Source organism: Mycolicibacterium chlorophenolicum (assembly GCF_001044235.1).
GTDB lineage: Bacteria > Actinomycetota > Actinomycetes > Mycobacteriales > Mycobacteriaceae > Mycobacterium > Mycobacterium chlorophenolicum.
In genome coordinates, this window is the sequence record NZ_JYNL01000068.1 from 192,222 (window position 1) to 215,120 (window position 22,899).

Consider the following 22,899-nt stretch of genomic DNA (forward strand, 5'->3'; position numbering starts at 1 on the left):
GCGATCAGGTGACGGCGCCGGCCGTCTTGAGCTCGATGATGCGGTCCCAGTCCAGTCCGAGCTCCAGCAGGACCTCGTCGGTCTGCTCGGCGAAACCGGGGGCCGGACCGGAGCTCGGTGCGGCCACGTCGAACTGCACCGGGTTCGCGACGAGCTCGAGTTCGCCTGCCTGAACCAGGTATTCGTTGGCGCGGACTTGGGCGTCCTCGGCGGCCTGCAGCGTGTCCTGGACCGGCGCCCAGGGGCCGGCCAGCGTCGCGAAGCGTTCGCTCCACTCGGCCAGCGGCCGCTTCTTCATGGCTTCGGCCAGGAACTCGGTGGCGACCCCGGTGTTCTCGGCGATCGACTCGGCGGTCGCGAAGCGCGGATCGTCGGCCAGGTCCTCGAGGTCCATATGCGCGCACACGTCGGCCCAGAATTTGGTGGGCTGCATCATGACGAACGAGATGTACCGGTCGTCGGCGGTGGCGTACAGACCGACCAGAGGATTGATCGGCGAGCCGTGCACACCGGGCGGGAACGCCTCCATGCGCTGGCCGAGATGCTTGGTGAGCGCCACGGTGTGGCCCATGGCCCACAGCCCGCTGCCGAGCAGGGACACGTCGACGACCGACGGCTCGCCGGTGCGCTCCCGCTTGAGCAGCGCGGCCGCGATGCCGCCCGCGAGGTTGGTGCCCGAGATCGTGTCGCCGTAGGCGGGACCGGGCGGGCCGATCATTCCCGGCGTGCCGGGCGGGGTGATGGTCGCGGCGGTGCCTGCGCGGCACCAGAAGGCGGTCATGTCGTACCCGCCCTTGACCGATTCGACGCCGCGCGGCCCGAGCGCGCTGCCGCGGGCGTAGACGATCGCCGGGTTGACGGCACGGATGTCGTCGACGTCGATGCCGAACTTCTGGCGGTGGCCCGGAAGGAAGCTGGTGAGGAAGACGTCGGCGCGACGGGCCAACTCCAGCAACACCTCACGGCCCTGCGGCACCGACATGTCGAGCCCGATGCTGCGCTTGAGCCGGTTGGCGTGTTCGATGTTCGGATTGGGGTCGCCCTCGACGCGGAGCAGTCCCGTCTGGCGCAGGCCACGCTGCGGGTCTCCGGTGACGGCATGCTCGACCTTGATGACGTCGGCTCCCCATTCGGCGAGCACCGCGCCGGCCGACGGGACGAACCCGTACATCGCGACCTCGAGGACGCGGATGCCCTCCAGCGGCTTGCTCACTACTGCACCACCGTGGCGAACGTCTTGCTCTCCAGGAACTCTTCGAGGCCGGCCGTACCCATCTCCCGGCCGATGCCCGACTGCTTGTAGCCGCCGAACGGGGTGTCGGGGCTGAAGTAATTGCCACCGTTGATGGAGAACGTGCCGGTCCGGATCCGGCGCGCTACGGCCAGCGCCCGGTCCTGGCTGCCGAACACCGCACCGGACAGGCCGTAGATCGAGTTGTTCGCGATGCGCACCGCATCGTCGTCGTCGGCGTAGGAGATCACGACGAGGACCGGTCCGAACACCTCCTCCTGGGCGATCTCGCTGTCGGGGTCCACATCGGCGAGCAAGGTCGGGGTGTAGAAGTAGCCGGGATCGACCTTCTCGCCTCCGGTGACCAGGGTCGCGCCGGCCGCGACCGCGCGCTGGACCATGCCGTCGACCTTGTCGCGCTGTTTCGCGCTGATCAGTGGTCCCATGTAAACGGAGGGGTCTGCTGGATTTCCCAGGCGCACGAGACCGAAGTTGTTCTTGATCAGCTCGACGATCTCGTCCTTGTGCGCGGCGGGCACCAGCAGTCGCGAGGTGAGGGCGCAGCCCTGTCCGGCGTGGGTGACCATGCTGAACGCCGAGAACAGCGCGGCCGTGGAGAAGTCGGCGTCGTCGAGCACGATGGCCGCGGACTTGCCGCCGAGTTCGAGGAACACCTTCTTCAGTGTCTGACTGGCCGCGGCCATGATCGCCCGCCCCGTCGGCGTGGACCCGGTGAACGTCACCATGTCGACATCGGGGCTGCTCGTCAGCGCCGCTCCGACGGCGGGGTCCGCACCGGAGAGCACGTTGACCACGCCGGCCGGGATGTCGGTGTGCTCGGCGATCAACTCGCCGAGCGCCAACGTGATCAGCGGGGTGTCGGGGGCGGACTTGAGCACGACGGTGCAGCCGGCGGCGAGCGCGGGACCCAGCTTGGCCAGTGCCAGCTGGTTCGGATAGTTGTAGGCGATGATCGCGGCGACCACTCCCGCGGCTTCCTTCTCCACCCAGCGGTGGTGTTGCATGCCGCGGCTCTCGATGAGCCCGAGATCCTCGCTCAGCGGGTAGGTCTTGAGCAGATCGGCGTAGTACTTCACGATCGCGATGGGCTGGTCGAGTTGGGCTCCCTGACACAGCGCCTCGGTGGCGCCGACTTCGGCGATCGTCAGCGCGGCGAGTTCTTCGCGGTGTTCGAGCAACGCCCGGTGCAACTGCTCGAGGCAGTGGATGCGCAAGTCGACGTTGGTCGACCAGTCCGTGTCGTCGAAGGCGTGCCGCGCCGCGGCCACCGCCGCCTCAGCGTCGGCGACGGAGGCATCGGGGGCCAGACCGACCACCTCGCCGGTCGCCGGGTTGAGCGAAGGAAACGTCTGCGCCGTCTCGACGAGGCGTCCGCCGATCAGCATCCGGTGGTCAGGCCCTCCGGCCGCCGCGCTGCTGCCGTTGTCCGTCGGGACCGTGGCTGTTTCCTGCATCTTCCTCCTCCGATGAGATGCGCCGTCATCGTGATGTGGGCGTATGTGATGGAAACTGCATTCTCATCCTCGGCGAATCATACATTCGCAAGATGAGAACTCAAGAAAATGACGGGAACCGTCCCTGCCTGCATCGAGCGGTGTGACAAACGCCGCGAGAACGTCTCATCAGTGCGAACAGTGTCGCGCTGATGTCTTGCGATGTGACGCTCGGCGAGAGTACGGTTCTCGCAATTGAAAGGATGATTCTTGATGGGTGTGTGCTGCGCGTGAAGAACGCTGTCGTCACCGGTGGCGCCTCGGGCATCGGAGCCGCCATCGCGGACCGGTTGAGGGCGGACGGACTTCAGGTCGCCACGATCGACCTGAACCCCGGCGAGGCGAAGTTCTCCTATACCGCCGACGTCACCGACCGCACAGCCGTGGACGCGGCGCTGTCCGAGATCCGGGCGGATCTGGGGCCGGTCACGGTCCTCGTCAACGCCGCCGGGCTGGATCGCTTCCGGCGCTTCACCGAACTGACCTTCGAGGACTGGCAGAAGGTCATCGACGTCAATCTCAACGGCGTGTTCCACTGCACCCAAGCGGTGTTGCCGGACATGATCGAGGCCGGCTGGGGTCGCATCGTGAACATCTCGTCGTCGAGCACACACTCCGGCCAGCCCTTCATGGCGCCCTACGTGGCCGCCAAGTCAGCGGTCAACGGTCTGACCAAGTCGCTGGCGCTCGAATACGGGCCGTCCGGAATCACGGTGAACGCCGTTCCGCCCGGCTTCATCGACACCCCGATGCTGCGCAAAGCCGAGGAACGCGGCTTCCTGGGGGACACGCAGAAGCAGATCGAGGCCACGCCGGTTCGGCGCATCGGCCGTCCCGAAGACATCGCCGCCGCGTGCGCCTTCCTCATCTCCGAGGAGGCCGGCTACATCACCGGCCAGATCCTCGGCGTCAACGGCGGCCGGAACACCTAGAAAGGATCGATGCGGACATGGGACGCGTCCAAGGAAAAATCGCCTTCATCACCGGGGCCGCGCGCGGACAGGGGCGCAGCCACGCCGTGCGACTGGCCGAAGAGGGCGCCGACATCATCGCCGTCGACCTGTGTGAGGACGTCGCGACCATCGGCTATCCGATGGCGACGCCCGAAGACCTCGACGAGACAGCGGCATTCGTCGAGAAGACCGGTCAGCGCATCGTCACAGCCAAGGCCGACGTGCGCGACGCGGCCCAGCTGAGGAAGGCTCTCGAGGACGGTGTCGCCACGCTGGGCGGCCTGGACATCGTCGTCGCGCAGGCCGGAATCGCCGGGATGAAAGGCGATCCGCCGCTGCAGGCGTGGACCGATGTCATCAACACCAACCTGATCGGCACCATCAACGCGATCCAGGTGGCGCTCCCTCACCTCAAAGAGGGAGCCGCGATCGTGGCGACGGGTTCGACGGCGGCGCTGATGGACGCGCACAACAAGCCCAACCCCGGTGGCGATCCGGGCGGCATGGCCTACATGACCTCGAAAAGACTCCTCTCACAGTATGTTCACGATCTGGCGACCGAACTCGCAGTGCGGGGCATCCGGGCCAACGTCGTGCATCCGACGAACTGCAACACCGACATGCTGCAGAGCCCGCCGATGTACCGATCCTTCCGCCCGGACCTGGAGAACCCGACCCGCGCCGACGCCGAACCGGTGTTCGGCGTGCAGCAGGCGATGAAGGTCAACTTCATCGAGCCCGAGGACATCAGCAACGCGATCCTGTGGTTGGTCTCCGACGAGGCCCGCTACGTCACCGGTATGCAGCTGCGCGTCGATGCCGGCGGCTATCTCAAGTGGTACGACTACCACGTCTGAGGGAGGACACACGTGAAGGTCTCGGTTGATTCGAGCCGGTGTCAGGGGCACACGCTGTGCGCGATGATCGCACCGGATGCATTCGCGCTCAGCGACATCGACGGCACCGCCTCCCCGGTCAGCGAGGTGGTCGCCCCAGATCAGGAGGCCGCGGTACGCGAGGCGGCGCAGTCGTGCCCGGAGCAAGCCATCACCCTCGACGAGTGACCCCTCGCCGAGAGAGCCGAACAATCAGGGAGACAACAGCGTTGAGTGTCGACGACATTGCGGACGGCACTGTGGACGGTACCGCCGACGACAGCCGCAGAAAACCGACGTACCACTTCGACCGGCACACACCGGAGTACCGCCTGCAGTTCGAGAAGATCACCGAGGAGATGCAGGCCAGGTGCCCGATGGCGTGGTCGGAGACCTACAACGGGCACTGGGTGGCTTCGGGCAGCAGGGAGGTCTTCGAGCTGGCCCGCTGTCCGGCCGTGTCCAATCATCACGACATCTCCGGGGAGACGCCGTACCAGGGGATCACGATTCCCAAGGCCAGCCGCGCCACCGTCGTGCGCGGGGGCATCTTGGAGATGGACGAACCCGAGCACAGCGCCTACCGCGGAGCCCTGAACCCGTACCTGTCGCCGGCGGCGATCAAGCGGTGGGAGCCGTTCATCCACGAGATCACCCGCGCTGCACTCGATGAGCACATCGAGTCCGGCCGGATCGATTTCGTCGACGACCTCGCCAACGTGGTGCCGGCGGTGTTCACCCTGGCGATGATGGGCATCGAGCTGAAGAAGTGGAACGTCTACAGCGAGCCCACCCACGCGTCGGTGTACACCCCCGAGCACGCCCCCGAACGCGAGAAGATCAACGAGCAGCACCGCGAGATGGGTATCGACCTCATCACCAACATGATGGAGATCCGGGAGAACCCGCGGCCCGGACTGGTGAACGCGCTGCTGCAGTTGCGCATCGACGGCGAGCCCGCGCCCGACATCGAGATCCTGGGCAACCTCGGCCTGATCATCGGCGGCGGTTTCGACACCACCACCGCGCTCACCGCGCACGCCCTCGAATGGCTGGGCGAGCACCCCGGCGATCGCGACCGACTCAGCCGGGAGCGCGACACGCTGCTCGATCCGGCCACCGAGGAGTTCTTGCGCTTCTTCACCCCCGCGCCCGGCGACGGCCGGACCTTCTCCGAGGACGTCGAGGTCGAGGGGTACCAGTTCAAGAAGTTCGAGCGGCTCTGGCTGTCATGGGCGATGGCCAACCGGGACCCGTCGGTGTTCGACGAACCGAATACGGTGATCATGGACCGGAAGGGCAACCGGCACTTCAGCTTCGGCATCGGTGTGCACCGCTGCGTGGGATCCAATGTGGCGCGTACGGTGTTCAAGTCCATGCTGACCGCGGTGCTCGACCGCATGCCCGACTATGTGTGCGATCCCGAGGGCACCGTGCACTACGACACGATTGGCGTGATCCAGGGCATGCGTCATCTGCCCGCGACGTTCACGCCCGGCCCCCGCGTGGGCCCGGGACTGGACGAGACCCTGGAGAAGCTGCAGCGCATCTGCGAAGAGCAGGAGCTGGCCCGTCCCATCACCGAGCGCAAACAGGCCGCGGTCATCGACTGACGGGATTCCACCTCTTTCCCGCGAGCGTGCGTGTCTGTGGCCGACACGCCGCGAAAATGCGGGAGTTCACGCACGCTCGCGGCGAAGGCTGTCACAGCAGGGCGTAACGAGTCCGAATCGCGGTGAACCGAGCCCACATCTGTTCCATGCGCTCCCGCTCGGTGACCGTCGCAGTGTCGGCGGGCAACACCTCGGGCAGTTCCCTGCGGTTGACGAGGCGGGTGCGTATCACCGCAGGCTGACCGGTGAGCATGTGCCGATAGGTCAGGTTGCCCCGCTCGAATCCCTGGGTGTCCAACCAGTTGTGGTAGCCCGGATCGTCGTGGGTCAGGATCAGTCGGACCTTGCCGTCCCCGTCGACCTTGGTGCGGCTGGGCGTGTAGCTCACCGGGCGGTACAGAAAATCCATGCTGTTGAAGAACACGCCCATGTTCGTCAGCATCCAGAGACCCTCGTGGGCGTCGAACTCGATCACCAGCGCCTCGTCGGCGGCGAGTGACCAGTGCATGTTGGCCGCCGCGCGGCCTCTCTTCACGTCGTCGGCACCGGCGCCCACCACCGGGAACTGGTTGGGCCGGTCCGCGTCGACGCCGCCGTGAGTGAACGGATACTCGGGCCAGTCGGACATCACGCCGGTGATGAAGTCCCCCGCCCACGCGATCGCCGCCACCATCGTCTCGGCGGTCGGCAGCGGTCTGGGCGCGTCCATGTCGACCCGCTCGATCCGCAGGGTGGCAGGGCGGTCGTCCCACGAGTCGAATCCCTGCCTGATGAACAGCTTTCGCGACCCCGGGGTGGTGGGCAGCCAGTTCGGGGCCTGCCGTGGTCCGCCGACGAACACCTCGAAACGACCGTCCGCTTCCGTCACCAGTTGTTCGCCCACGAGGTTGGCCTCCGGCACGTCGCCGAACGGCTCGTGCAGCACCCCGGGGCCGTCGGGGCGCGGCCCCTGCACCGTGATGTTGAAGAACGGGGCACTTCCCCGATGTCCGACAATGCGATAGACCGATCGACCGTCGATCCATGCTTGCTGATAGGTGAAATCGGCACAGTCACCGCCCAGCTTGCGCGTCGGTCCGCAGAACTCATGAAGAGCCGGGTACCGCGGGTCGCGGGTCTCCAGCGCCAAATCGAAGGCTTGCCCCAGGTTCTGGGTCAGGAACCGCAGGGCATCGGTGCGTTGCAGCCCTGAGGTCGCGTTGTGGGCCTTGAACACCTGCTCTCCCGCAGCCAGCAGCTGGTGGCAGAAGGCCCCCCAGGCGGAGCGCAGCGCCGCGTCATCGGGACCGTCCCCGTAGGCCATCACCGTCCTCCTGCCAGTTGCGACAGCATTGCCGACACGACTTCGCAGCCACGACGGGCGGCCTGGAGGCGACCCTCACGCGTGATGCGCGGACCGATCAGCTCCAGATCGAAGCCGTGCGGGTATCCACCCGCGAGCGCCTGCGCGAGAACGGATCGGATCGGGATCGTGCCGTCGCCCGGAACTGCGCGTGCCGGCAACGCACGGTCACCGAGCACATAGTCGCTGAGCTGGATCATCTCCACACGCGGCCACGCCTGGTCCAACAGCGCGGGCAGGTGGGCCTCGGTCCAGCAGTGGAACAGGTCGACACAGATGCCGATCCCGGCCCGCTCGGCGAGCTCGATCGTGTCGCGCAACGTGTGGGCCATATGGATGTCGGCATACAGCGCGGAGGCGTTCTCGATGGCCAGTGCGACTCCGGCGTCCCTGGCCTGCTGCAGGCACGGCGCGATCGCCGAGCAGAAGCGGGCAGCGGCATCCTCCCAGCTCAACGCGCCCCGGCCGCCCGTCAGCATGTAGACCACCCGAGCGCCGACACGGGCCGCGAGTGCGATGACTCGCTGCAATGCTTCGGTCGACTCGAACAGGTGGTATACCGTCTCCACCGAATAGCCCTGCGCCGTGACGACTTCGAGGAGTCGCGGCTCCGCCAGCACCGTGTCGATCACACTCAGCCGGGTGACCCCCAGCGCCTGCCAGTGGGCGCACAGGTCATCGAACGACTCACCATGGAAGGTGACATCGTGCACCGAGATGCGCGTGTCAACCACGGGTTTCGATCTCCACCCCGAACCGGTCGCGGAAGGGCCGGAACTCCTCGTGCAGCGCAGCGATGTCCTCGCCGATCTCGGTCAGCAGCGAGGTGGAGTACCTGAACTTTCCGTGCCGATCACCTTTGTTGGCCGACAGGTATGCGCGCATGGGCTCTTCGGCGTCCTCGGTCAGGTCGCGGCCGCAGAAACGGTGATAGCGGCGGACGGTGCCGATGGGGTCGGCGATGAAATCGGTGTAGCGGACGTGCATGATCCGCGGGTCGTCGACCATGGGATGGGTCATCGTGTTGGCGATCCCGGCGCGGGTCAGCTCCAGGTGCATCTTCGTCGCGGCCTGCAGGTCGACCGGACCCACGATGCCATCGAGGATGTCGGCCATCATCATCGTGCGGGACGCGGCGACCTGAACCGGGTCGCGGTGCAACCACAGCAGGTTCGCGTCGGGGTAGGTGGCGAACAGCTCGGCCAGACGGAAGCCGTGAAAACCCTTCAGCACCCAGCGCTTCGGCGGCCTGGCGTACTGGCACTGCTGCAGCATCGCCTTGTGGATGCGGTACTGCGCAGTCGCGTCGGTGGGCAGCCCGCCGACCACCGTCTGCATGGGTACCCGCCACCATGCCGTCGGTGTCATCACGCGAAAGTCGAACGCCCAGGTGCGTTCGTCCTCGGGGAGGCCGTCACCCAACATGTCGTTGTACGGGTGACTGTGCAGCCACTTCGGCAGCTTGGCGTTGATCTCGCGCCAGTCGGCGTCGGCACGCGTCCGCCGCGAGTCGTCGTCTGCTGCCAGTCCCGGTGGCGGCGACGGATACATGACCTCCCAGAACCGCAGCGCGCGGGCGTCGGGATCGACCGACATCAGCGCATGCATCAGCGTGGTTCCCGACCGCGGTTCTCCGGTGACGAACATCGGCCGGTCGATCACCTCATCGGCGACCGGGAACCGGGTGCGATCGGCGAAGAACTCCAGCCTCGTGGTCAGCAACCAGTGACAGACATCGGCAGCCTGCCGGCGGCCGCGGGAATCCAGCCCGAGATCGTTGAGGTGCTCGACAGCGATAACGAACCGCTGCCGCAGTGTGGGATCCCCGTAGTCGATCAGTCCTGTCGCCTCCTCGGCGCGCGTCAGCATGGCCGCCGCGTCGAGCGCCGCCGTCACCGGACATCCCCACACAGCGCCAGCAACTCATCCTCGGCAGCAAGGACATTGGCAGCCGATGCCGCAGCGTGATCGAGTCCGGCCATCGCACCGTAGTCGAGGATCTTCGGTACTCGAAGGCCGGCATCGACATAGTCGGCGACGATGCGGGCCACCTGGCTCGGAGTCCCGTGCGGGACGACGGCGAGGATCATTTCGGGTTCGACGCGGCCGAGGAAGTCGACGATGCGTTCCCGGGTGAGCACGGCGGGGTCGATGTCGTGGAAACCGCGCCAATCCGATCCCATCGGATGCTCGAAACCGTTCTCGCCTAACAGCTCTGCGCTCACCTGCAGAAGGAACGACTTGACCAGCGGTGCCTCGAGCACCTCCGCCAGCGCGGCCTCGTCGCGGCCGATCACACACACCTGGATGAAGCAGGGTGTGATCGCCAGAGGATCGCGGCCCGCCCGCTCCGCGGCGTTCCGGACCGCAGCGAGCTTGGTCGCGTAATCCTCGGGCGTCCATGCCCCGGCGGGCCACCAGCCGTCGGCGTACCGGCCGGCGATCTCGAGAGACCGCGGACCGCTGGCCCCGATCCAGACGGGCGGCGGCGTGCCGTCGTAGGGTTCGGTGTCCAGGCGTGCGTGGCGCAGGCGGTAGAAGCGACCCTCGAAGTCGACCGGCCCGTCACTGTCCCACAGCAGCCGAATGACCTGCAGCGCCTCCTCGAGGCGGCTGACGGGGCGGCTGAAGTCGAAGCCGTACGGTTCGATGTTCTCGCGCTCGCCGCTGCCCAACCCCAGGATGAAGCGGCCGTTGGCGAGGTGATCGATGGTCAGGGCACTCTGAGCGAGTGAGGCCGGGTGTCGGCGAACGGTGTCGACGACGCTGGTCACCAGTGGCACGTTCTCCGTCAGCACCGCCGCCGCGGCAGCGACGGCCATGCCGTCGAGATGGCGGTGCGGGGACGGGGAAGCGATGGCCAGGTCCGTGAACTCCGGTGTCCAGATCGAGTCTGGCCAGAAGCTCACCATGTGGTCGGGCAACCAGATCGAGTGGTAGCGCCCGCTGTCCAACTGTTGCAGCCGGCTCAGATCCAGCGGCAGCGTCGTCCGCAGGAAGGCCGCCGGCTGGACTCTCACGCTCTCGGTCCCTATCGCCTCGGCAGCCCCAGCACCTGCTGGGCGATGATGTTGCGCTGGATCTCCGACGTGCCGCCCGCGATGGTGCCACCGAAGCTGCGCGCGTACCGCTCGAACCAGCTCGCGAAGTAGTGGTCGAGGTTCATGTGCGCGTAGGGTCCCGACGTCGCCGGATGGACGAGCCCGTCGGGACCGGCGGCCTCCAACGCGAGTCCCTCGACACGTTGTTCGGCCTCGGCGCCCAGCAGCTTCGGAATCGACACCGACGCGACGTCCACTTCACCGCGAGCGGCCTTGGCGATGCCCACGGATCCGAGCAGCCGCAACGCCTCGTAGTCCATGATGCTGGTGGCCAGCGCATCGCGTTCGAGGGGGGTCGTCGGCTCGAAATCGGCGATGCAGTTGGCGATCCGGTCGGCGAAGCCCAGCCACATCATCGTGCGTTCGTGGCCGAGCGAACCGTTCGCGACGCCCCACCCACCGTTGAGCGCACCGACGAGGTTCTCGACGGGCACGCGGACATCGGTGAAGAACACCTCGTTGAAGTCGAGGTTGTCCATTCCGCACATGTCGGCGAACGGCCGGCACACCACGCCGTCGAGATCGGTCGGGATCAGCAACACGCTGATTCCCTTGTGCTTGGCGGCATCCGGATCGGTCCGGACGAACGTGAGCAGGTAGTCGGCGTCATGGGCACCGGAGGTCCACACCTTCTGGCCGTTCACCACGAAATGCTCACCATCGCGAACGGCCCTGGTGCGCAACGACGCCAGATCCGACCCGGCGCTGGGTTCGCTCATGCCCAGCGAGGCGGTGCGTTCGCCCCGCAGGACCGGCACCGCCCAGCGGTGCTTCTGGTCGTCGGTCCCGAATGTCAGCAGCGACGCCGCGATGATGTTGACGCCCTGCGGGTTGAAGCTGTGGTAGATCCGGCGCCGGCACAACTCCTCGGCATGGACGAACGTCTGCAGCACAGAGGCATTGCGGCCACCGAACTCGGGCGGCTGGGCAGGCAGCAACCAGCCGTTGTCGAACAGCAGCCGCTGCCAGTCCCGTGCCCACTGCGGCATGTGCGAGACCGACCGCGGCCGCTCCACGGTCTGGGCGGCCGACGGGGTGTGCTCGTCGAGGAACGCGGAGAACTCCGCGCGGAACTCCTCGACGTCGGAGTCGAAGGCCAGCTGCATCTAGAGATCCCTCCCGTATTCGTCGGCGATCATCGCCCGGTGCTCCGCGGCCCCGCCCAGCATCAACTCGCCGGCCTTCGCGCGCTTGAGCGCGAACTGCAGATCGTTCTCCCACGTGAAGCCCATGGCTCCGAAGAGTTGTATGCCGTGGCGGAACACCAGCGACTGGCACTCCCCCGCCGACGCTTTGGCCATCGCGGCCGCGAGCCGCCTGCGCGGGTCGTCGGCGGCGATGGTCAACGCCGCGAAGTACATCAGCGCGCGTGCCCGCTCGATGGCGACGAACATGTCGGTCGCCTTGTGCTGCACGGCCTGGAACGTGCCGATCGCGACACCGAACTGCTGGCGACTCTTCGCGTGGTCCACGACGAGGTCGAGGACGCGCTGGCACGCCCCGACCATCGTGGCGGCCATGCCCATCAGCGCCAGGTGGCGGGCGCGCTCGGTGTCCGCCGTCAGCCGCTCGGAGTCGGCGACACGGACCCCCGGCAACGTCACCTCGGCTACGTGCAACACCGGGTCGAAGACATCCACACGGCGGGTGGTCACCTGCTCCGCGGCGACGAGGAAGACCCCGGCCGGGGTGAGGACGGCGAGGCGGTCCGCACGATCGCCGTCGAGGACGAACCGGTCCGTCCCGGTCAGCACCCACCCGTCGACGTCGCGGACCGCGGTGACGCCCGAGTACACCGCCGCGCCCGCCCGCTGTGGATCGAAACGATCGCCGACCAGGGGGGCGAACTGCGTCAGGGTGGAGAGAAACGGTGTCGGGTCGGTTGCGCGACCCATCTCCTCGAGCACGATCGCGAGCTCGACGGCATTGGCAGGGTCGGTCAACTCGGTCCAGCCGGCGTCGCAGTAGCCGGCCCACAACGGCGCCGGATCGACGCCGTTCTCGGCGATCTCACGGATCAGCGTGGCCGGGCACTGCTTGGCGACCGCGTCGCGCACGGTCTCCTGCCACAGTCGTTGATCGGCGTCGAATTCCAGCAGCATGCAGCGCCTCCGAGCTCGTCACGGTCAAGCGAGAATATCATTCTCTTTAGACGTTGTAACCGTTCTCCCGCCACGGGCATCCCGTTCCGCCGCCAGGTCCGTCACGCATCCCGCCACGTATCCGCTGACCTGCGGAGAAAGTAAGCGATGTGTACTGAGAACATAATTCTTGCCAATGAAGAACAAGGATCTACACTGGCTTCATGTCCGGTGCCGATACCTGCCGCGGTGAGCGCCCGTGATCGATCTCAACGACGGCACGCAGACAGTCAGTGTCCCCGTGATCGATGCCAGCGTGCACATCTTCTTCGGGTCGAACAAGGACCTGCGGAAGAACTTCCTCCGCGAACCGTTCAGCAGCCGCGGCTTTCCCGATTACGAGATGGATTGGTACGGCGCGCCGGGCGGCGAGTACGCCAAGGGCACGCAGGGCGCTGACGGGCAGTACCCGGGCTCCGATGTCGCCACCGTCGCCGAGCACCTGTTCACCGACCGCGGCGTCGACGTCGCCGTGCTGCACCCGATGACGCGGGGCATCATGCCCGACCGGCATCTCGGCACCGCGATCGCGGCCGCGCACAACGAGATGATGGTGACACGGTGGCTGGAGCACGACGAGTACGGCGCCCGGTTTCGCGGCACGATCCGGGTGAATCCGGACGACATCACCGGCGCACTGCGCGAGATCGAGAAGTACCGCGATCATCCGCGCGTCGTGCAGATAGGCGTCCCCCTGCAGTCGCGAGAACTGTACGGAAAGCCGCAGTACTGGCCGCTGTGGGAGGCGGCCGTCGACGCCGGCCTACCGGTGGCGGTGCACATCGAGGTCGGCAACGGGATCATGTTGTCCCCCACACCGTCTGGGGCAGCGCGCACCTACGAGCAGTACCTCGGTTTCATGTCGCTGAACTACCTGTATCACCTGATGAACATGATCGCCGAGGGCGTGTTCGAGCGATACGACGGCCTGAAGATGGTGTGGGCCGACGGCGCGGCGGACATGTTGACGCCGTTCATGTGGCGGATGGACTGCTTCGGCCGCCCCCATCTCGAGCAGACCCCCTGGGCGCCGAAGATGCCGAGCGACTACCTTGCCGGGCACACGTATTTCATCTCCAGCGGTCTGGACGGCCCCGGTGACGTCGAGTACGCCGGCGAGTGGCTCGATTTCACCGGCAAGGACCGGATGACGATGTTCGGCTCCAGCTATCCGCACTGGAACATGCAGCAGCCGACATTCGCGTCGGCCTTGACCGGCGAACAACGGATGCGGCTCTGCTGGCGCAACGCCGCGGAGCTGTACGGCATCGACGTCGCGGCCGACGCGCTCGCGCACTAGGCAGTGGCAGGACAAGGAGGCTTCCCATGACGGTAACGGCCGGCACGCAGGCCCGGGACCGCGTCCCCCCGACCGAACGCATCGCCGTGCGGTGCGTCGACTCCGACGTGCACCCGATGCCGCGCCGCGGGGAGCTCGTCGACTACATCCCGGAGCCCTGGCGTAGCCGGTACTTCCTGTCGCACCCGCGCGGGGAAGCGATCTACTACGACGCCCCCGACTATGCGCACTCCTACGCGATGCGGGTGGACTCGTTCCCGCCCGACGGGGAGTTCGCCTGCAGCGACCCCGATCTGGCCCTCAAACAGCTGATCATGGAGGCCGGCTCGGACATCGCGATCCTCGAGCCGACGCATGGCGAGATGCGGCTGCCCGAGGCCACCCACGCCATGTGCGTGGCCACCAACCAGTGGCTGGCCAACCACTGGCTGGACTCGCGCAACAACTGGCACGAGCGGTGGCGCGGTTCGATCTGCGTCGCGATCGAGGAGCCGGCGCTGGCCGCCGCGGAGATCGAGAAGTGGGCCGGCCACCCGTACATGGCGCAGGTCCTGATCAAGGCGGAGCCGCGCCCGTCGTGGGGGGATCCGCGTTACGACGCGATCTGGGCCGCCGCGGTCAAACACGACATCACCGTCAGCTGCCACCTGTCGCGTGGCTACTACGAGACGCTCCCGTTCCCGCCTGTCGGCATCCCGAGCTACAACCACGATTTCATGGTCACCTACTCGCTTCTGGCGGCCAACCAGGTGATGAGCCTGATCTTCGACGGCGTGTTCGACCGGTTCCCCACGCTGCGCATCGTGTTCGTCGAGCACGCCTTCACGTGGATCCTGCCGCTGATGTGGCGGATGGACGCCATCTACGAGAAGCGCAAGCGCTGGGTCGACATCAAACGCAAGCCCAGCGAGTACGTCAAGGACCACATCAAATTCACCACCCAGCCGCTGGACTATCCCGAGGACAAGACGGAACTCACCAGGGCGCTGGAATGGATGGAATGCGAGAAGATCCTGTTGTTCTCCAGCGACTACCCGCACTGGACGTTCGACGATCCGCGCTGGCTGGTCAAACACCTGCCCGAGCACGCCCGCGAAGCGGTGATGTTCCGCAACGGCATCGCGACCTACAAGCTGCCGGACACCGTGCCGGTGCTCGAGGGCCAGGTTCGGGTCTTCTAGGTGACCGAGGCACAGAAATCGCCCCGCCTGGCCCAGGGGCGTGAACACGTGGTCGCGACCGTCGACGAGATCCCGCCCGGCACCCACAAGCTCGTGCCGATCGGCCGCCACGGGGTGGGGGTCTACAACGTCAACGGCACCTTCTACGCGATCGCCAACTACTGTCCGCACGAAGGCGGTCCGCTGTGCTCCGGTCGGGCACGGGGCCGCACGATCGTCGACGAGGACGTGCCCGGTGACGCCGTGATGGTCCGCGACAAGGAGTTCATCTACTGTCCCTGGCACCAGTGGGGTTTCGAGCTCGCGACCGGGACCACGGCGGTCAAACCCGAGTGGAGCATCCGCACTTATCCGGTACGGGTGGTCGGCAACGATGTGCTGGTGCAGGCATGACGACCCTCAAGGTGGCCGGGCCGACGCTCAAGCGCGGCGAGAAGCTCTTCGAGGTCAACGGCGGCCGCGTCGTCTACGAAATATTGGGCAAGCAGGGTGATTTCATCGCGTTGACCCCCGGCGGACGGTTCAGCAAGGACATCGAGGGGCTGCGGCCCCTGGCGCAAGCGCTGGTCAAGGGCGGGTACCGCGTGCTGTTGTGGGACCGGCCCAACTGCGGGAAGTCCGACGTGCAGTTCTACGGACAGAGTGAATCCCACATGCGCGCCGAGACCCTGCACGCCCTGATCACCGGCCTGGGTATCGGACCGTGCATCCTGGCCGGCGGGTCCGGGGGTGCCCGCGACTCGATGCTGACCGCGATGCTGTATCCGGAGATCGTCCGGAAACTCGTGGTGTGGAACATCGTCGGCGGCATCTACGGCACGTTCGTCCTCGGTTCCTACTACATCGTGCCCAGCATCCTCGCGGTCCGCGGCACCGGGATGCGCGGAGTGGCCCAGGTCGGCGAGTGGAAGGAACGGATCGCCGAGAACCCCGCGAACCGGGACCGATTGCTGTCCTTCGACGCCGACGACTTCCTCAAGCTGATGTTGCGCTGGCTCAACGCGTTCGTCTCGAAGCCGGGGCAGACGATCCCGGGCGTCGACGACGAGATGTTCGACAACATCGGAGTCCCGACGCTGATCATCCGCGGCGGCGAGAACGACATGGACCACCCCAAACGCACCTCGCTCGAGGTCAGCTGCCTGATCAAGGGTTCGACGCTGATCGACCCGCCCTGGCCCGAGGATGCCTGGGAGCGCGCCGCCGAAGCGCGGGCATCAGGAAAGGTGAAGCGCTTCAACATGTTCGACACCTGGGTGCAGGCCGCGCCCGCGATCCTCGAGTTTCTGGGGCGTCGATGACGGCGCGCTCAGTCGGTCGTGACGATGTGGACCTCGCAGTTGGTCGAGGCCTCCAGGGCGGTGTGCAGGCGGCTCTCGGGGACACGCATCACGTCGGCCTTGCGCAGCGTCACCGTGAGGATGTCCCACCCGTCGGAGCCGGGCTTGCGGTCGAGGTGGCCTGTCACCCCGAAGCCGGCCAGCACGCCGAGGGCGTCCTCGTCGGTGCCGTGGCTGACGAACGTCAGCACCCCGGCCACCGGCTCGGTGCCGAAAGCACGCGCGCACAGGGCGATTCCCGTCGCCTGCAGGGCGGCCGCATCGGTGCCCGTCATCAGGATCTCCACTTCGCGCCGTTTCGGCGGCAGGCCGGCGAGGTCGTTGTCGATCACCTGCAGCCCCGCGGTTTCGGCGAGTTCGGTCAGTGCGGCCATCCCGGAGCGCAACTGCTCGGCCGAGAGGGTCCCGTCCGGATCGACTCCGATCCGGACCACCGCGGTTCGCATGAGCCGAAGCGTAGCCGGGCGTGCAGGAGGTCTGGATGAGCACGGCGATGAACACCGAACTCACGGTTTCTGCCTGGCCCGGGCTGACACCGCGGCTGCTGCGGACCGCGGCGGGTCGGGAGACGCTCGACGAATACCGCAGCGCCGGCGGCTACCAGGGAATCGCTGATCCCGCCGCACTGCTCGACGACATCGGCCGCGCCGGTGTACTGGGCCGCGGCGGCGCGGCGTTTCCGATGGCGGTGAAGCTGACGACGGTCCGGGACGCATCGCTGCAGGGCCGCGACACGGTGCTGGTGGCCAACGGCGAGGAGGGCGAGCCGGCGTCGATCAAGGATCGCTGGCTGCTGCGCCATCGGCCGCATCTGGTGCTGGACGGTCTGCGGATGTCCGCGCGCATCATCGGCGCCCGGCACGCTCACGTGTATGTCTCGGATCATGCTGCTGCACAATCGGTCTCCGATGCACTCGACGAGCTGGGCGCCGACGGACTCGACGGGGTGACCGTCGGGGTGCGCACCGTCGAACCCGGTTACGTCGCCGGTGAGGAGACCGCCGCGGTGCGCGCGATCAACGGCGGTCCGGCCAAACCGACGGACAAGCCGCCGCGTCCCTACGAGCAGGGCGTCGGCGGCCTGCCCACGGTGGTCAGCAATGTCGAGACGCTCGCGAACCTGCCGTTCGTCGTCACGCACGGCGCGGCCGCGTACCGGGAGTGCGGGACGCAGCGCTCCCCCGGCACCTTCTTGGCGACGCTGACCGGCGGTGGCCGCGGACCGGGACTCTATGAGTTGCCGTTCGGTGTGCCGATGACCGACGTGCTGGACCTGCACGGCATTCCGCACGACCGCGTGCGCGGAGCCCTGATGGGCGGCTACTTCGCGGGCCTGCTGGACCGCCGGGTGCTGGACTGCACGGCCGATCACGACTCGCTGCGCGCGCACGGCAGCGGCCTGGGGTGCGGCGCGGTGTCGGTGCTCATCGACGAATGCCCCGTGGCGGTCGGGGCGGCGGTACTCGCGTACTACGACCGCGAGAACGCCGGGCAGTGCGGGTCGTGCTTCAACGGCACCGCAGCGATGGCCGCCGCGGCGACGGCGCTGCGCGACGGGACGGCCGGCGCCGAGGATCTCGAGCGCCTCGAGCGGTGGTCGGTGGTGCTGCGGGGTAGAGGCGCATGCGCGACGCTGGATGCGGCCACCAACATCGCCGCGAGCATGCTGGCGATGTTCGCCGACGACGTCGCACGACATCTCGACGGTCGCTGCCCGGACTGCGCTGCAGCGGCCTACACCGCACGGCGCCCCTTCGAGGTGGAGGCACTGTGACAAACAGACTGCGGATCAAGCTCGACCGGACGCTGTGCGACGGCTTCGGCATCTGCGCCAGGCACGCACCGGAGTACTTCTCGCTCGACGACTGGGGTTATGCGGTGCTCGTCGGTGACGGCGACATCCCCGAGCCCGACCGGGACGCGGTGCAGCGTGCGCTGATGGACTGTCCCGTGCACGCCATCATGGAGCTCACCGAGCGCCGCCCGGATGACGCGCACATCGCCGAGGTGAGCGAGCCCGATCTGGAGCACTTGAAGGTGGGCGACAACGAGGCGGAGTGGGGATTCACCCGATGAGTGGTGACACCCGGATGCCGTTGCCGCAGTTGACGTTCGACAACGAGTTCTTCTGGACGTCGGGCGCCGACGGGATTCTGCGCATCCAGCAGTGCCGGGCGTGCTCGGCGTTGATCCACCCACCGCAGCCGGTCTGCAGGTACTGCCGCGGTCGAGACATGGGAGTGCGTGAGGTCTCGGGTACGGCGGTGCTGTCGGCCTTCACCGTCAATCACCGCTTCAGCATCCCGGGGCTCGCAGCGCCGTACGTCGTCGCCCAGGTGGCGCTGACAGATGATCCCCGGATTCGGTTGACCACCAACATCATCGACGCCGCCGCCGATGAGCTCGAGATCGGCCAGCTGGTCGAGGTCGTGTTCGAGCAGAACGACGACGTCTACCTGCCACTGTTCCGGCCGGTGTCCCCGAAGCAGTTCGGCGCCGAGCCGGCCGACGAGATCGCGCCTGCGGATTTCGGTTCAAACGTTCGGCCGATGGCGCGCACGGAGAAGTTCGAGGACAAGTCGGCGATCACCGGCATCGGTGCGTCACGGCTGGGCCGGCGGCTGATGGTGGCGCCGCTGTCGTTGACGATCGAAGCCTGCGAGGCGGCCGTCGCCGATGCCGGGCTGACCTTCGCCGACATCGACGGCCTGTCGACGTATCCGGGACTGGACGTCGCGGGTATGGGCGAGGGCGGCGTCACCAAACTCGAAGGGGCGCTGGGCCTACGGCCGACGTGGATCAACGGCGGCATGGACACCTTCGGGCCGGGCGGTTCGGTGATCGCGGCGATGATGGCCGTCGCCACCGGCATGGCCCGGCATGTGCTGTGCTTCCGCACCCTGTGGGAGGCGACGTTCGGGCAGTTGGTGAAGGAGGGCCGGCTCACGCCGCCCGGCGGTGCCCGTACCGACAGCTGGCAAATGCCGTTCGGCGCGGTGTCGGCCGCACACACGCTGGCGCTCAACGCGCAGCGGCACTTTCACCGCTACGGCACCACCCGCGAGACGCTCGGCTGGATCGCGCTGAACCAGCGCGCGAACGCCGCATTGCATCCGACGGCCATCTACCGGGATCCGATGACGATGGAGGACTATCTGGGCGCCCGGATGATCACCACGCCATTCGGGCTCTACGACTGCGACGTGCCGTGTGACGGCGCGGTCGCGGTGGTCGTCTCCGCCGTCGACACCGTCGCCGACCGGCCGAAGCCGCCCGTGTTCGTCGAGGCGGTGGGCACCCAGATCATCGAGCGCACCGACTGGGACCAGACCACGCTGACCCACGAGCCGCAGGTGCTCGGTCAGGCGGCTCACCTGTGGACCCGGACATCATTGCGGCCGGCCGACGTCGACGTCGCCGAACTCTACGACGGCTTCACCTTCAACTGCCTGTCCTGGCTGGAAGCGTTGGGGTTCTGCGGTATCGGCGAGGCCCGGGACTTCCTCGACGGCGGATCGGCCATCGCCCGCGACGGCGCCATCCCGCTGAACACGCACGGCGGCCAGCTCTCCCATGGACGCACGCACGGTATGGGGCTGGTACACGAGGCGGTGACACAGCTGCGCGGCGAGGCCGGCGAGCGTCAGGTCGACAACGCCCGGGTCGCCGTGGTCAGCAGCGGCGGGCTGACGCCCAGCGGAGTCATGCTGCTGCGGGCGGGCTCGTGAGCGCCTCCGATCCCACCCGGCGCGTCGTCCTGGTGGACGGCGTGCCGATGTCCGGGCTCGCTGTGCAGGTGGCCGATCCCCGCGCGGTCGTGGTCGCGGTGCACGGTGGCGCGACGTCGTCGGCGTATTTCGACTGTCCGGGCCGACCCGCACTCTCCCTGCTGCGAGCCGCTGCCGCGCAGGGGTTTTCGGCGATCGCCCTGGACCGGCCCGGCTACGGCGCCTCGGGTCTGTACGCCGACGGGTTCGCCGACCCGGCGCTGCGCGTGGCCGCCGCGTCCGGCGCGGTGGACGCGATGCTCGGCGCAGCCACGCGGGGTGCGGGACTGTTCCTGGTCGGTCATTCAGCCGGATGTGAGCTCGCGCTGCGGATGGCGACCACGCACCCGGAGGTGATCGGCGTCGAACTCGCCGGCACCGGGTTGCGCTACACCGACGCCGCCCGCGACGTCATCAGCGAGGCCTCGGTGACCTCACGACCGGCCGGGCTGCGCGACCTGCTGTGGCAGCCCACCGACCTGTATCCCCCCGAGGTGAAGACCGGCGCGTTGTCCGCGCCCGGAGCACCCTACGAAGGTGAGGTCACGGCGAACTGGCCGCGACGCGACTTCCCGGCCACCGCCGCCCAGGTCCGCGTCCCGGTGCAGTTCAGCGTCGCCGAGCACGAAAGCGTCTGGGAATCCGGCCCGGAATCCGTCGCGGCGATCGCGGCGCTGTTCACCTCGGCACCGCGCGTGCGGATCAACGAGATGTCCGGCAGCGGGCACAACCTGAGCGTGGGGCACAACGCCGACCAGTACCACGCAAGGGTGCTGTCCTTCGCCGGAGAATCCCTCGCGGCCCGTTGCGGTCGCGACCCCGACCATGTGGAGGCGAGTTGATGCGCGTCGGTTTCATCGGATTGGGCAGCCAGGGCGGGCCGATGGCGAGGCGCATCGCCGAAGGCGGGTTCGACACCACGCTGTGGGCACGACGCCCGGCCAGCCTGGAGCCCTACGCCGACACACCGGCCCGCACCGCAGCCACCCCGGCCGAGCTCGGCGCAGCCAGTGACCTGGTGTGCTTGTGCGTCGTCGGGGACGACGACGTGCGTGAGGTGCTCGGCGGCGAGAGCGGCGTACTGGCCGGCATGGCGCCGGGCAGTGTCGTCGCGATCCACAGCACCGTCCACCCCGACACGTGCCGCGAGATCGCCGAACAGGCTGCCGCACAGGGTGTCACGGTGATCGACGCCCCGGTCAGCGGCGGGGCGCCCGCCGTGGAGCAGGGCACGCTGATGGTGATGGTGGGCGGTGACGCCGAGGTGGTAGAGAAGGTGCGTCCCGTGTTCGCCACGTACTCCGATGCGATCGTGCATCTCGGCGGACTCGGCAGCGGGCAGGTCGCCAAGATCCTCAACAACCTGTTGTTCAGCGCCAACCTCGGCGCGGCGATGAGCACCCTCGAGCTCGGTGACGCGCTCGGCATCGCGCGCGACCGGCTCTGCGAGGTGCTGCACCGCGGGTCGGCGACGAGCAAGGCGATCGGCAGCATCACGATGTTCGGCGGCACGCTCGACGGGCTGGCCCCGATCGCCGGCGCCCTGCTGCAGAAAGACGTCCGGCATGCTGCCAGCCTCGCGGCGCACGCGGCGGCGCCCGAGGGCACGGTGTTCGCCGACGCGGACAACGCGCTGCGACTGATGGACCATCCGCGGTCATGAGGGTCGGTTTCGTCGGCGCAGGGCGCATGGGCTCTCCGATGGTGGAACGCCTCGTCGGGGCCGGCCACGACGTGGTCGTCCTCGGCCGCACCGACGAGAAGCGTTCTGCCGCTGTCCGGCTCGGCGCGCACGCTGTCCGGGACATCGCCGGGGTCGCCGACGGGGCGGACGCGGTGGTGGTGTGCGTGTTCACCGACTCCCAGGTCGCCGAGCTGTGTCTGGACGGCGAACTGGTGGCGGGCATGTCCCCCGGCGCGGCGCTGGTGCTGCACACCACAGGAAGCCCCGCCACGGCGCGGTCCATCGCCACCCGCTTCGCCCATGTCGACGTGGTCGACGCCCCACTCAGTGGCGGTCCGCACGACATCGCGGCGGGCCACGTGACCGTCTTCGCCGGCGGCAGCGACGACGCGATGACGCGCGTGGCACCGCTGCTCGGCGCCTACGCCGACCCCATCGTGCATGCCGGCGCCACGGGCGCCGGCCAGCTGGTCAAGCTCGTCAACAACACGGTCTTCGCAGCGCAGATCGGGCTCGTGGCCGAGGGGGTGCGGCTGGGCAACCGGCTCGGCGTGGAGGAAGGCCGCCTGCTCCAGGCGTTGACGCACGGCAGCGCGCAGAGCCGCGTGCTGTCGTTGATCGCGGCGGCGGGTTCGGCGGACGCGTTCATCGCCGGCGTCGGCGAGTTCCTCGGCAAGGACGTCGCCGTCGTGCGCGCCACCGTCGCCGAACTCGGCGGCGACCTCGGTGGGCTCGACGCACTGGTGGACGCGGGGGTGCGGGCATGACGCGCGGTTGCCGGAAAACCGCGGATTTCCGGGGCGGGGTGGCGCATACTGGAGCCGTTACATTCAGCCAGCCCTTCGTAACGTTACCGG

Annotated in this window: 23 protein-coding genes; 14 read left to right on the plus strand and 9 right to left on the minus strand. The window is 67.9% G+C overall.

Going from position 1 to position 22,899, the window contains the following annotated elements; all coding sequences use genetic code 11:
- Positions 1-4: 4 nt before the first annotated feature.
- Positions 5-1,213 carry a CaiB/BaiF CoA transferase family protein gene (locus tag MCHLDSM_RS28975; protein WP_048473252.1) on the minus strand — a complete coding sequence of 403 codons (1,209 nt, stop codon included), beginning with the start codon at positions 1,211-1,213 and terminating at the stop codon, positions 5-7.
- Positions 1,213-2,706: an aldehyde dehydrogenase family protein gene (locus MCHLDSM_RS28980; protein ID WP_048473253.1), complete on the minus strand. Its 1,494-nt coding sequence runs from the start codon at positions 2,704-2,706 to the stop codon at positions 1,213-1,215. The genes MCHLDSM_RS28975 and MCHLDSM_RS28980 overlap by 1 nt, the downstream gene beginning before the upstream one ends.
- 269 nt (positions 2,707-2,975) lie before the next feature.
- Here MCHLDSM_RS28980 and MCHLDSM_RS28985 point away from each other — a divergent pair, with 269 nt between their 5' ends.
- From MCHLDSM_RS28985 to MCHLDSM_RS29000, 4 genes are read left to right on the plus strand one after another with little or no spacing between them, the layout of a single operon-like run.
- The gene (locus MCHLDSM_RS28985) at positions 2,976-3,677 is read left to right on the plus strand and encodes an SDR family NAD(P)-dependent oxidoreductase (protein ID WP_048473400.1); all 702 of its coding nucleotides are present in this window, start codon (positions 2,976-2,978) and stop codon (positions 3,675-3,677) included.
- A 17-nt stretch (positions 3,678-3,694) separates the two neighbouring features.
- Entirely contained in the window at positions 3,695-4,555 is an 861-nt protein-coding gene (locus tag MCHLDSM_RS28990; RefSeq protein ID WP_048418191.1) for a mycofactocin-coupled SDR family oxidoreductase, read from the plus strand.
- A gap of 12 nt (positions 4,556-4,567) precedes the next feature.
- Positions 4,568-4,762, plus strand: coding sequence for a ferredoxin (locus MCHLDSM_RS28995; RefSeq protein ID WP_048473254.1), 195 nt, complete (start codon positions 4,568-4,570; stop codon positions 4,760-4,762).
- 41 nt (positions 4,763-4,803) lie between these two features.
- Positions 4,804-6,186, plus strand: a complete 1,383-nt coding sequence (locus MCHLDSM_RS29000) for a cytochrome P450 (protein ID WP_048473255.1) — start codon at positions 4,804-4,806, stop codon at positions 6,184-6,186.
- A 91-nt stretch (positions 6,187-6,277) separates the two neighbouring features.
- Here MCHLDSM_RS29000 and MCHLDSM_RS29005 read toward each other — a convergent pair whose 3' ends face one another.
- From MCHLDSM_RS29005 to MCHLDSM_RS29030, 6 genes are read right to left on the minus strand one after another with little or no spacing between them, the layout of a single operon-like run.
- Complete coding sequence (locus MCHLDSM_RS29005) at positions 6,278-7,489, minus strand: DUF1214 domain-containing protein (RefSeq protein ID WP_048473256.1); 1,212 nt, start codon at positions 7,487-7,489, stop codon at positions 6,278-6,280.
- Complete coding sequence (locus MCHLDSM_RS29010) at positions 7,489-8,262, minus strand: sugar phosphate isomerase/epimerase family protein (protein ID WP_048473257.1); 774 nt, start codon at positions 8,260-8,262, stop codon at positions 7,489-7,491. The genes MCHLDSM_RS29005 and MCHLDSM_RS29010 overlap by 1 nt, the downstream gene beginning before the upstream one ends.
- A complete protein-coding gene (locus MCHLDSM_RS29015) occupies positions 8,255-9,424 on the minus strand; it encodes a sulfotransferase family protein (protein WP_048473258.1) in 1,170 nt (389 codons plus the stop codon). The genes MCHLDSM_RS29010 and MCHLDSM_RS29015 overlap by 8 nt, the downstream gene beginning before the upstream one ends.
- Entirely contained in the window at positions 9,421-10,548 is a 1,128-nt protein-coding gene (locus MCHLDSM_RS29020) for an LLM class flavin-dependent oxidoreductase (RefSeq protein ID WP_048473259.1), read from the minus strand. Before MCHLDSM_RS29020 ends, MCHLDSM_RS29015 begins: the two co-directional genes overlap by 4 nt.
- Positions 10,549-10,559: 11 nt before the next feature.
- Positions 10,560-11,735 carry an acyl-CoA dehydrogenase family protein gene (locus MCHLDSM_RS29025; RefSeq protein WP_048473260.1) on the minus strand — a complete coding sequence of 392 codons (1,176 nt, stop codon included), beginning with the start codon at positions 11,733-11,735 and terminating at the stop codon, positions 10,560-10,562.
- Positions 11,736-12,731, minus strand: a complete 996-nt coding sequence (locus MCHLDSM_RS29030) for an acyl-CoA dehydrogenase family protein (RefSeq protein ID WP_048473261.1) — start codon at positions 12,729-12,731, stop codon at positions 11,736-11,738.
- A 238-nt stretch (positions 12,732-12,969) separates the two neighbouring features.
- Here MCHLDSM_RS29030 and MCHLDSM_RS29035 point away from each other — a divergent pair, with 238 nt between their 5' ends.
- Genes MCHLDSM_RS29035 through MCHLDSM_RS29050 form a run of 4 tightly spaced genes read left to right on the plus strand, consistent with a single transcriptional unit; the run spans position 12,970 to position 16,552 of the window.
- Positions 12,970-14,070: an amidohydrolase family protein gene (locus tag MCHLDSM_RS29035; protein WP_048473262.1), complete on the plus strand. Its 1,101-nt coding sequence runs from the start codon at positions 12,970-12,972 to the stop codon at positions 14,068-14,070.
- Positions 14,071-14,096: 26 nt separating this feature from the next.
- Positions 14,097-15,251 carry an amidohydrolase family protein gene (locus tag MCHLDSM_RS29040; protein WP_048473263.1) on the plus strand — a complete coding sequence of 385 codons (1,155 nt, stop codon included), beginning with the start codon at positions 14,097-14,099 and terminating at the stop codon, positions 15,249-15,251.
- Positions 15,252-15,644 (plus strand): Rieske (2Fe-2S) protein, encoded by a 393-nt coding sequence (locus tag MCHLDSM_RS29045; RefSeq protein WP_048473264.1) that lies wholly within the window; start codon positions 15,252-15,254, stop codon positions 15,642-15,644.
- Positions 15,641-16,552, plus strand: coding sequence for an alpha/beta fold hydrolase (locus tag MCHLDSM_RS29050; protein WP_048473265.1), 912 nt, complete (start codon positions 15,641-15,643; stop codon positions 16,550-16,552). Before MCHLDSM_RS29045 ends, MCHLDSM_RS29050 begins: the two co-directional genes overlap by 4 nt.
- An 8-nt stretch (positions 16,553-16,560) precedes the next feature.
- Here MCHLDSM_RS29050 and MCHLDSM_RS29055 read toward each other — a convergent pair whose 3' ends face one another.
- Positions 16,561-17,037, minus strand: a complete 477-nt coding sequence (locus MCHLDSM_RS29055) for a hypothetical protein (protein ID WP_048473266.1) — start codon at positions 17,035-17,037, stop codon at positions 16,561-16,563.
- Between the two features lie 47 nt (positions 17,038-17,084).
- On the opposite strand from MCHLDSM_RS29055, the gene MCHLDSM_RS29060 reads away from it, so the two are divergent.
- The 6 genes from MCHLDSM_RS29060 to MCHLDSM_RS29085 are packed head-to-tail and all read left to right on the plus strand — an operon-like array spanning position 17,085 to position 22,809.
- On the plus strand, positions 17,085-18,365 hold the full coding sequence (locus tag MCHLDSM_RS29060) for an NADH-ubiquinone oxidoreductase-F iron-sulfur binding region domain-containing protein (protein ID WP_174545795.1): 1,281 nt from the start codon (positions 17,085-17,087) through the stop codon (positions 18,363-18,365).
- Between the two features lie 8 nt (positions 18,366-18,373).
- The gene (locus tag MCHLDSM_RS29065; RefSeq protein WP_048473402.1) at positions 18,374-18,667 is read left to right on the plus strand and encodes a ferredoxin; all 294 of its coding nucleotides are present in this window, start codon (positions 18,374-18,376) and stop codon (positions 18,665-18,667) included.
- Positions 18,664-20,319, plus strand: coding sequence for a thiolase C-terminal domain-containing protein (locus MCHLDSM_RS29070; RefSeq protein ID WP_048473267.1), 1,656 nt, complete (start codon positions 18,664-18,666; stop codon positions 20,317-20,319). Before MCHLDSM_RS29065 ends, MCHLDSM_RS29070 begins: the two co-directional genes overlap by 4 nt.
- Positions 20,320-20,366: 47 nt before the next feature.
- On the plus strand, positions 20,367-21,200 hold the full coding sequence (locus tag MCHLDSM_RS29075) for an alpha/beta fold hydrolase (protein WP_048473403.1): 834 nt from the start codon (positions 20,367-20,369) through the stop codon (positions 21,198-21,200).
- Positions 21,200-22,021: an NAD(P)-dependent oxidoreductase gene (locus MCHLDSM_RS29080; RefSeq protein WP_048473268.1), complete on the plus strand. Its 822-nt coding sequence runs from the start codon at positions 21,200-21,202 to the stop codon at positions 22,019-22,021. The genes MCHLDSM_RS29075 and MCHLDSM_RS29080 overlap by 1 nt, the downstream gene beginning before the upstream one ends.
- Positions 22,018-22,809: an NAD(P)-dependent oxidoreductase gene (locus tag MCHLDSM_RS29085; RefSeq protein ID WP_048473269.1), complete on the plus strand. Its 792-nt coding sequence runs from the start codon at positions 22,018-22,020 to the stop codon at positions 22,807-22,809. The genes MCHLDSM_RS29080 and MCHLDSM_RS29085 overlap by 4 nt, the downstream gene beginning before the upstream one ends.
- Positions 22,810-22,899: the final 90 nt, after the last annotated feature.

Excerpts from the sequence above, each read along its gene's own strand:
- MCHLDSM_RS28980 (WP_048473253.1), bottom strand. The coding sequence starts at position 2,706 with ATGCAGGAAACAGCCACGGTCCCGACGGACAACGGCAGCAGCGCGGCG.
- MCHLDSM_RS28990 (WP_048418191.1), top strand. The coding sequence starts at position 3,695 with ATGGGACGCGTCCAAGGAAAAATCGCCTTCATCACCGGGGCCGCGCGC.
- MCHLDSM_RS29005 (WP_048473256.1), bottom strand. The coding sequence starts at position 7,489 with ATGGCCTACGGGGACGGTCCCGATGACGCGGCGCTGCGCTCCGCCTGG.
- MCHLDSM_RS29025 (WP_048473260.1), bottom strand. The coding sequence starts at position 11,735 with ATGCAGCTGGCCTTCGACTCCGACGTCGAGGAGTTCCGCGCGGAGTTC.
- MCHLDSM_RS29030 (WP_048473261.1), bottom strand. The coding sequence starts at position 12,731 with ATGCTGCTGGAATTCGACGCCGATCAACGACTGTGGCAGGAGACCGTG.
- MCHLDSM_RS29040 (WP_048473263.1), top strand. The coding sequence starts at position 14,097 with ATGACGGTAACGGCCGGCACGCAGGCCCGGGACCGCGTCCCCCCGACC.
- MCHLDSM_RS29050 (WP_048473265.1), top strand. The coding sequence starts at position 15,641 with ATGACGACCCTCAAGGTGGCCGGGCCGACGCTCAAGCGCGGCGAGAAG.
- MCHLDSM_RS29055 (WP_048473266.1), bottom strand. The coding sequence starts at position 17,037 with ATGCGAACCGCGGTGGTCCGGATCGGAGTCGATCCGGACGGGACCCTC.
- MCHLDSM_RS29060 (WP_174545795.1), top strand. The coding sequence starts at position 17,085 with ATGAACACCGAACTCACGGTTTCTGCCTGGCCCGGGCTGACACCGCGG.
- MCHLDSM_RS29070 (WP_048473267.1), top strand. The coding sequence starts at position 18,664 with ATGAGTGGTGACACCCGGATGCCGTTGCCGCAGTTGACGTTCGACAAC.
- MCHLDSM_RS29075 (WP_048473403.1), top strand. The coding sequence starts at position 20,367 with ATGTCCGGGCTCGCTGTGCAGGTGGCCGATCCCCGCGCGGTCGTGGTC.
- MCHLDSM_RS29080 (WP_048473268.1), top strand. The coding sequence starts at position 21,200 with ATGCGCGTCGGTTTCATCGGATTGGGCAGCCAGGGCGGGCCGATGGCG.
- MCHLDSM_RS29085 (WP_048473269.1), top strand. The coding sequence starts at position 22,018 with ATGAGGGTCGGTTTCGTCGGCGCAGGGCGCATGGGCTCTCCGATGGTG.